This window comes from Streptomyces sp. MS19 (genome assembly GCF_047200595.1).
In the GTDB taxonomy this organism is placed as follows: Bacteria; Actinomycetota; Actinomycetes; order Streptomycetales; family Streptomycetaceae; genus Streptomyces.
On the sequence record NZ_JBJZOH010000010.1, the window covers coordinates 187,960 to 197,101 of the forward strand.

Annotated in this window: 5 protein-coding genes; 2 read left to right on the forward strand and 3 right to left on the reverse strand. The window is 66.9% G+C overall.

Features of this window, described 5'->3' with window-relative positions; translation table 11 throughout:
* Positions 1–104 precede the first annotated feature (104 nt).
* From ACL02R_RS13600 to ACL02R_RS13610, 3 genes are all read right to left on the reverse strand, one after another.
* A complete protein-coding gene (locus ACL02R_RS13600) occupies positions 105–3,872 on the reverse strand; it encodes a caspase, EACC1-associated type (protein WP_412797134.1) in 3,768 nt (1,255 codons plus the stop codon).
* Positions 3,869–4,285 carry a hypothetical protein gene (locus ACL02R_RS13605; protein ID WP_412797135.1) on the reverse strand — a complete coding sequence of 139 codons (417 nt, stop codon included), beginning with the start codon at positions 4,283–4,285 and terminating at the stop codon, positions 3,869–3,871. Before ACL02R_RS13605 ends, ACL02R_RS13600 begins: the two co-directional genes overlap by 4 nt.
* Positions 4,286–4,863: 578 nt before the next feature.
* On the reverse strand, positions 4,864–5,355 hold the full coding sequence (locus tag ACL02R_RS13610; protein WP_412797136.1) for an orotidine 5'-phosphate decarboxylase / HUMPS family protein: 492 nt from the start codon (positions 5,353–5,355) through the stop codon (positions 4,864–4,866).
* Positions 5,356–6,696: 1,341 nt separating this feature from the next.
* Between ACL02R_RS13610 and ACL02R_RS13615 the strand changes: the two genes are divergently transcribed.
* Positions 6,697–8,157 (forward strand): class I SAM-dependent DNA methyltransferase, encoded by a 1,461-nt coding sequence (locus tag ACL02R_RS13615; RefSeq protein ID WP_412797137.1) that lies wholly within the window; start codon positions 6,697–6,699, stop codon positions 8,155–8,157.
* Positions 8,154–9,131 (forward strand): BsuBI/PstI family type II restriction endonuclease, encoded by a 978-nt coding sequence (locus ACL02R_RS13620; RefSeq protein WP_412797138.1) that lies wholly within the window; start codon positions 8,154–8,156, stop codon positions 9,129–9,131. Before ACL02R_RS13615 ends, ACL02R_RS13620 begins: the two co-directional genes overlap by 4 nt.
* The last annotated feature ends 11 nt before the right edge of the window (positions 9,132–9,142 follow it).

A 9,142-nucleotide genomic window follows, 5' to 3' on the forward strand; every position in this document is an offset into this window, starting at 1 on the left:
CCTCATCGGCTCGCCCGTGAGCACACGCGGATCCCGCCGCGGCAGAATCCCGTGGGCACTTCTGTTGTTCTGCGCGGGCCAGGAGAAGGCGGCGGCCCGAAAGGTCACCCCCACTGCTCGTCGGTGTCGTACAGCCGCCAGGCCGGCCAACGCGTCGCTTCGGCCTCGCCGTCTCCACCGCTCAGCAGGTTCCGGCGGTGCAGCATGAGCCGGAGGTGGCGTGCCGCGTCGCCGTTCTCCTCCATCCCACGATCGAGAAGCACCGGTCGGAAAGCAGTTCCGCGGACGCCACGCACCACGGCGTCCGCGGGATACCCGTGAACGGTCTCGCCCAGCGTGACAGTGGCTTCTTCCGCGCGGGAGAGGGTCTGGTAAAGGCGCTTGAGCAGCGCTTCCTCGTCCTCGCCTCCCGGGGGTAGGGCGTCCCGCTCCGCCGCCTCAAGCAACGCGGCGCCCACACCTCCCCGCTTTCGCCAGCCTTCCTTGTCCCCCACCACGATGAGGTGACTGCGAGCCCGGGTGATGGCGACGTTCCACAGGTTCAGCTGTCCGGCGACCCACTCGACGGAGCCCGGGTGCATGCCTTCGCCGACGACCAGGGAGAACACCATGACGTCGCGTTCGCCGCCCTGGAAGGTGTGCACCGTACCGATACGCAGACGCTCCTCGTCGTATGGGCGAAGCCGCTTGCGCAGGATTTCGGCCTGAGGCGCGAAGGGCGTGACGACGCCGACGGTGGCGTCGGCTGGGAGCTGTTCCAGCAGGTAGCGGACGCTGTCGTGCACTTTGCGGACCTCAGCCTCGTTGACCCATGAGTCACCGAAAGGAGGGTGGGCGGCCCGCCCGGTCACATCCGTCCAGATGACGGCGGGGCGTCCGGCCAGAGCGGGTCGGCCACGGGTGTCCGTGAGGACAGTCAGCCCGCCGTCGTAGAAGAAACTGTTGGAGATCGCGGCGATGTGCGGATGGCAGCGGAAATGCTCGTCGAGAAGCAAGGTACCGCCCGCGGACTGCTCGGCCGCGTGGAAGGCGGAGTGGCGCCGGTAGGCGAGGTGATGCTTCTCCAGCCAATCGGACCGCAGCCCCTTCCCGCGCCGGATGAGAGCCTCACGGTGCGGGCTGGTCTTCGAGATGTGCGTGAGCTGCATGGGGTCGCCGATGACCAGAGCGCGTCGCGCGCGGAACAGCAGCGGCAGGACGTGGGGGATGGCGCACTGGCTGGCCTCGTCAACGATGACGAGGTCGAACAAGGCCGGACTCAGCGGGAATCGCCGGGCGGAAAGACTGGTGACAGCCCACCCGGCCACCGCGGGCGCATCCGTGGAGCCGTCCGAACGGCCCAGAACCCTCCGCATCTGCGGCCAGTCGCTGCGTTCGCTGTCCCGAGCCGCCAACAGGTCCAGAAGGCGGCGGCGTCCGACCCGGGCGGCGGCTTGGACCTTGGTGGCGAGGAGCGTGCGTGAAGCGTCCTGGACGGCGCTCTCCGCATCGCGGAGGGCACACGCGAGCGCTGCGTCGTCAACGGCGGCCGCGTGCTCGCGCCTGTCACGCCACTCCGCCTCGGCCGCGGCGAAACCGGCGAACGCGAGGCAGCCGGCGGCCGGATCACCGGCGTACCCCGCCAGACCGGCCTTACGCAGGAAACGGACCCGGCGCCACGATCCGAGGAAACGCGCGCAGGAGAGGCGCCGTGCCTTGTCCTCCAGCTTCCTCAGCCGCGGCGGGCCGCCGAGCAGCTCCTGGAGTGCGGTGACGGTGATCCCGAGCTGTTCCGCGTGTCGGGCGCGGGCTTCGCCTGCCCGGTGAAGCCGCAGCTCGGTCTCGGCGATGTGGGCCAGATGCCGCCGCACCTCTGCCAGGTGGTCGGTGGCCAGCACCGTCGCCATGGATGCCGTAGCCACGGTGGTGGACGGTTCCGGGCCGGTGCGCAGCGCGTGGAGCGCGGCGGCCTCGTGCTCCGCGTTGCTCTTGCCGGTCTTCCGCGCCGAGCCGGTGCGTACGACGCTGCCGGGCACCAGTTCGTCGCAGCGGCGCCATACCTCGTCCACGGCATCGTTGTTGGTGGACGCAACCAGCACGGTCTGACCTGCCGCGATCGCCGTGGCCACGAGGTTGGCGACCAGCTGGCTCTTGCCGGTGCCGGGCGGGCCTGTGGCCACCGTGAGGCGACGGGTCATGGCAGACCGGAGAACGGCGATCTGCGCCTCGTTGCAGGGCAGCGGAGTCACAAGACTCGCCGGCTCGGGATCTGCGTGGGTGAGGCATCGGACACGCTGCGAAAGGTCGGGCGCGAGCGCCCCAAGGGCGGTCTTCCCCATCTGGTCCGTCTGTTTGGCGATACCGGAGAAGTCGTTGAGAAGCCCTTTCGTGAAGTTTGTCTGGGGGCGTACCGCGAAGAGGACCGCGGTGTTGCGGGCCCCGTGGCCGGGTGTGCGGACGTCGATGCGGTCGGCGAGTTGGTCGGGACGGAGTTCCTGTACGCACGGCAGCTCGAACTCCTGGGTGAGGAGGTTGCGCACCTCCACCGCCATCCGGTCGTGCTGTCCTCGATGCCAGGAGGGCTGAAACGTGTCGATGAGCTGGTTGGCCTCGTCCTCGCCCAGCCAGTCACGCGCCAGCTGTGGATGCGGCTGGACCGGTCCGTACGGCTTCAGCCGCACTTCCCCCTCGTCCTGGACGATTTCCACCCGGCGCACCAGCAGAGGCGCGAACTTCGGCTGCCGCCAGGGTCTCCCGGTGCGCGGCCCGGTGAGGAGCACGGCCGGATAGCCCGCCCAGAGCTCGGCATCCTCCTCCGCCGCTGATTCCACCAGCGGGCCGGCTTCCTTGGGGAGCGCGACGCAGCCGTCGTCGTCGACGTCACCGGATATGAACCTCTCCGCGCCGTCCAGGCACACGTACGACCTGCCCTGACGGCTCACGTCCATCAGAGGTGTCTCGGCGCTCTCGGCCAGGACGCACTCGCGGTAGTAGTCCAGCAGGTCGATCCAGGTGGGATGGGCGTGAGCGGACTTCGCGGCGTGTGGCGGGGCAGCTCCTCCGGCGGCTTCCCGGGGCCGGGAACTCAGAGGATCGAGGACGGGCGCCCGGCCGAAGGGGCTGTCCGCGATGACGATGCGGTCGTCGACACCGAGCGCGGACTGCACCGGCACCTGACGCCCGCCATCCTGGGCGCGCATACGCCGGTTGACATAGTGGAACAGGTCGCTGACCGTTACCGCGCTGCCACCGTCCTTGCTGACCTTCCCCGTGCGCAGCGCCTCGATGACCTCGCCGGTGAACGCCGACGGCTTCACATCGACGCCGCCGCCCGCGTCCGCGTACGAGTCCTCCCCGGCCCGCGAGGACGACAGGACGTACACGCCTCTGCTCGTCAGCGGGGGCCGCTCGCCGGACTTGGCCACGGAGCTGTCACCTTGCCGGTCCGACGTACGCAGGCCCACGGCGAACCCGCCGCTGCGGCAGCAGTCGATCATCACGATCTTCTGTGGCGCGACGCACTCCTCCAGCGCGTCGTTGAGAAATCCGGCGCTGACTCCGGTCGCGGACACCCGGTCGTGGTCGGTGTCCCTGGCGACGAAGTGGAACTCGCCGCCGTCATGCACGGTGCGCACACCGTGCCCGGATACGTACACGAGCGCGAGTTCGTCCTCGTCGCGCTCCTGGAGGAACTCGCCGATGACTGCTCGCATGTCATCGGCGGCGAGATCGGATTCCGTCTGTACGGAGGCGAAGTTGCCGATCTTGTGGTGTTTCAGGACCTGGGCGAGTCCCCATACGTCCGCCCTTACGGAAACCAGCGAGGAGAAGCGGCCGTCGTCGTAGCGTTCGTTGCCGATCAGAAGAGCTCGGCGCTTGTGGAGGCGGGTCACGCCGCGTCGTCATCCGAAGCGGGACCGTCGCCGCCGGCGACCCGGTCCTGGAACTCCCCGACCATGCGCTCCTGTGCGGCGTCCGGACGGCCGGTGATCTCGATGGAGTCGTCCCCGACGGTGACCACGACCTTGCGATGCCGCTCCTTCGCGCACCACTCCTTGATGAGGGTGATCAGTACCTGGGACGCTGGACGGGCGATGGCGGCGGTGGTGGCGACCCAGAGAGCCACCTCACCGACGCCTGCGCCTTTACTGCCCGGTTCGGCGGGATCGTCGGCGTCATGGAAGCCGACGACGTGATCGTCCGCCCTCCGCAGCCTGTCGTGCAGATCCCGGGTGAGACGCTCCTGCCGGAGTGCGTCGCCGCCTGTGGGTACGGTGAGTGTCCACAGCGATCCCCCGTTGTGCATGTGCCGCTCCTTGCCTTCCCGTACGCGCCTGGTGATCTGTCCAGCGACTTTGGCATGTATGCCATCGAAAAGGACAGTCGCGGCTGAGCTGGAGGGGCGGCATCCGGCCACTCTGTCCAGCGTCGGAGGAGAGACGCCTGATCCGCTGCCAGGGCCCGCCCCAAGTCGGCACGGACACGCAAGAGCCGGCTTCTTTTCCGGCAACGCCCTTCGTACGGGTCACCCCGGGGAGTGGTCGTCGGGCGATGCCTGCCCGGGTACCGCCTTTGTTTCGTAGCCACGCCGGAAACACCTCGACCCGCGTGCCGTCGATACGGGAGACCTGGTCAGTGCCGACGCACCGCACGCCGACGCAACAGGCCACTGCGTCGTGGACGCTGGCAGTACCGGCGTAGGCGGACATGCCACAGCGGCGCAGCCGCCCGTCTCCGTGAGTAGCTGGACGGACTGCCGACGTCCTGGCCGCCCAATGCCAAGAACACGCCCGCACCCGCAGCGAGGAAGGCATCCGCTGGGGTGGGCAGCCGCGCCCTGACCAGCCGTGGTCAATGTTCCCTACCGCGATTGCAGATCGCCGTTTACAAGGCGGAATGCGGATGCCGGGTCCATGGCGCGTGCGACCGTCCGTCCCACGACGACGTGTGAGGCGCCCGCGGCGATGGCAGCCCGCGGTGTGCCGGGACGGGCATGCTCACCGGGAGAGTCACCGGGCAAAGCAACCCAGGCGTGACAATCAAAGCGCTGCCACCCAGCAGTCGTCGCAAGGCGGAGACTTCCTGCGGCGAGGCGATCACGCCATGGCATCCAGCCTGCTGAGCCAGGCCGGCCAACCGGAGTACCTGATTCCCGGCAGAAACACCGACACCGATGTCCGCGAGGTCGGAGTCGGTCATGCTGGTGACGACGGTCAGAGCGAGGACGAAATCGCGAGCCGCATCGACAGCGGCAGCCATGATGCCCGTGCCTCCCATACTGTGCACGGTCACCATGGAGACGCCGAGGGCTCCTGCCGCACGGACGGCGCCGGCGACGGAGTTCGGGATCTCGAAGAGCTTGAGGTTCAGGAACACCTCTTTGCCCTGGGCTACAAGGTGCTGTTGAACTCAGGCCCAGCCGCTGTCAGGAGCTCAGTCCAACCTTGTAGAAGCGGCACCCGTCGCCCAGTTGACCGACGATGTCTTGAGCGGCCGCGCGGTTGTCGCAGTCCAAAGCGACGATGATCTGGCTGGTCGGCTCCATGACGTCATTCTGATCTCCGCACGCGTAGCGCTTCTCATCGGCCCCTCTCACTGCTCGGCGTACCTCCGAGCATGGCCCCGCAACCCGGGGAACCTATGCGGTCACAGACCACAGACCATCTGCCCAGCCCAAGCACCAAAACCCTCACGCCCCGGCCCCGGACGACCACCAGGTCGAACCAACACCCGGCCCACCCCACGCCCCGCCGCACAGGTCAAGGATCAAGCTAGCGCTGTGGCCGCAAAGTCAGGGCGGCCAGAGTTCGGCGCCGTTCATCCTGCGGCACTGGAGACTGCTCCTGGGAGAGGCCGATCAAGTCTTCTCCCAGATTTCTCCCAAGCGGTCTCCAGGAACCAGTCAGGGGCCTGACCCGCACTGCGGATCAGGCCCCTGAGCTGGTACTTCACTGTCGGGGTGGCGGGATTTGAACCCACGACCTCTTCGTCCCGAATGAGGTTCGGTTGGTGATCTTGCCTGCGCAGATGGCGTTTGGGCTGGTCAGGGGCTTGGTGTCGAAGGGGCTCGCAGGGTGCGGCGAGGGCTTGGGGAGCAGGTCGGCTCCCAGATGGCTCCCAGACGACGGTGTCGGCGCACGCGGCTCCTGTGAAGTTAGCGATCATGGTGGCCTGTGCCGCGTAGTGGTGGAAGATGCTGCTCTCCAGATCAGAGGGCATGCGGAAGACTCGCTGCCCACCGTGGCGGTGGGACGGCAGGTCGGGCGGTGCGCGAGTGACGGGTCGTGCGGGACTGTCCGCTCGCGCCTTGCTCGCACAGGCTCCGAGACCGTCACCGGATCGGGTGCACCCGGATGCCCACACCCGCCTGGAGCGACGGGATGGGCGAACGGCAACGTTTGCCACAAGGTGTCGCCCGCCTGCGATGGTTGGCGTCCTGACTTGAGGACGACCAAGCGCGCGAATTCGCTGCGGGTGCACAGGCATGCGTGTGCACTCTTCGTATGGCCCAACAGGCAGCTCACCCATGTTCGACTCACACTCACGACGAGTAGCGATTTGATGTGTGGGTGCCTGCCAGTCAGTGCGGCGAGCCACGTCGTCTTGACCGAGGTCGATGGTTCAGTGGTGGCTCCTGTGTGAGGCGTCGCAGTGGGCTCTATCTCCATCAACCACAGGGCACCCCGTGAGAGGATCGCAGACGTGAAATTGGCGGACGTGAAACCGATCGAGAACACCGAGGCGCGACGGGTGAAGGCGCTCGGTGGCCTTTCGCCTGCTTCTCAGGCCGCCTTGGGGCAGTTCTTTACCCCGGCGCCGGCCGCCGACCTGATCGCCTCGATGTTTCGCCTCGACGCGCTGAGTAATCCCGTTCGTGTCCTGGACCCCGGCGCCGGGGTCGGCTCGCTGACCGCCGCGCTGGTGACCCGACTGCACGTAGAGCGACCTGAACTGGACGTTCACGTCGTCGCTGTGGAGACGGACTCTCAGGTCACGCCGTACCTGCGGGCGGCACTTGAGGAATGCGGGGCAGCCTACGGCACTACGTTCGACCTCGTAGAGGGCGACTACCTTACTGTCGATGACGCTGTCATCGACGGGCCGTTCGACCTCGTCGTAGCCAACCCCCCCTACGGAAAGCTCGCCGCAGGCAGCCTGCACCGTACGCGCACTGCACACCACCTGGTCGATACCAGCAACATCTACACGGCCTTCTGGGCTAGGGCCACGGCAGCTCTCGCCCCTGGCGGCCAGATCTCGATCATCGTGCCCCGTTCCTGGGCCAATGGCACTTACCATCGCGCCTTTCGTCAATGGATGCTCGACCGCATCAGCCTCGACCTCCTACACGTCTTCGAGAGCCGTAACACAGTCTTCGCCGACACCGGCGTTCTCCAGGAGAACGTCATCGTGGCTGGTACACGGGGCGAACAGCAGCCACAGGTTGTCCTGTCGGCGTCGATTGCGCACAAGGACGCCCCGCTTCACCGCACCGTCCCTTTCGAGGCCGTGGTCCTTCCCGGAGACAGTGAGCGGTTCGTGCGCTTCGATGACTCCGCTGTTGTGCCGCCAGCGGCCTCGTTCACCTTGGCGGACCTGGGCTTGGGTGTTAGCACGGGCAAGGTGGTCGACTTCCGCAACCGCGAGCACTTGACTGAGGACCTCAGCGCCGACGGTGTCGTGCCGATGGTCTACCAGGCCAACGTGCGCAGCGGAGAGATCGAGTGGCCACAGCGTCCTGCGAAGAAGCCGCAGGGCTTCTCCCCTAGCACCGAGGCCGCTCGCAAACTGCTCCTTCCGGAAGGGCACTACGTCGTCATTAAGCGTTTCTCCGCAAAGGAGGAGAAGCGGCGCGTGGTCGCGGGCGTCTGGAAGCACGTCGGCCCGGTCGCCCTGGACAATAAGACCAATTACCTCCATGAGAAGAAGGGGCCTATCGACCCCCAGCTCGCGCACGGGCTGATGCTCTGGCTGAACTCATCGACGCTAGATGCGATCTTTCGCACCTTCTCCGGGCACACCCAGGTCAACGCCGGGGACGTCAAGACGCTCCCCTTCCCCTCACGTGACGACCTGCTGCGCTTGGCGAAGAGCGCGCCGGAATGGCTCCCGGAGCAGTCGAAGCTTGACGCCCTCGTGGCGGACCTGTTTCCCACTGTCGTAGGCTCCGCAGAGTGACCAGCCCTGCACGAGCATCCGTCGAAAACGCCAGCGCCCTTCTGCGAGCCTTCCGCTTCGACAAGGTCCGCTGCAATACCAGGTCCGCCCTAACAGCCCTCGTGCTGCTCGGACTGGAGCCCGGCGAGCCGTGGGAGGCGGCGACCAACCCGCGTCTCGGCGTCACGGAAGTTATGGGCGTAATTGCGGGAAAATGGGGCAAAGAGTACGCCCCCAACTCGCGTGAGACCTTCCGCAAGCAGACCCTCCACCAGTTCGTCGACGCGGGGTTTGCGGAGCACAACTCCGATGCTCCCGAAGGGCGCGCGGTCAACTCCTCAAAGAACAATTACCGGATCGCTCCGGCCGCCCTGTCCGTAGTGCGTCTTTTCGGCACCCCGGGCTTCCAGGATGCCCTCGACGCCTGGATAGTCGAAGCTCCCACCCAGCAGGCTGCCTATGAGGCGGTCCGCGAGATGCAGAAGATCCCGGTCAGGCTGCCCGACGGTTCTATTTTCCGTCTCTCCCCTGGTGGCCAGAACCCCCTGATCCAGAGCATGGTCGAGGAGTTTTGCCCCCGTTTCGCACCCGGTGGGCAGCTGCTCTACCTGGGAGACGCCAAAGATCATCGCTCGGACCTCCGCCGAGACGACGTCTTCGCGCATCTCGGGCTGACCTTCGACGAGCATGGCAAGAACCCGGACCTTGTGGTCTATGACGAAAAGCGCGGTTGGCTTTTCCTGATGGAGGCCGTCACTTCCCACGGGCCGATCGACTTCGGACGGCGTGAGCACCTGAAGAAGCTGTTTGCGACAGATAAAGCAGGGCTGGTGTTCGTGAACTGCTTCCCGGACCGCACCACGATGCGGAAGTGGCTGGCGGACCTCGCATGGGAGACCGAAGCCTGGGTGGCTGACGCGCCTGACCACCTGATCCACCTGAACGGCTCACGCTTCCTCGGCCCCTACGAGGGGCCTTTTCAGCTCACCCCCTGATTAGGCGCGTC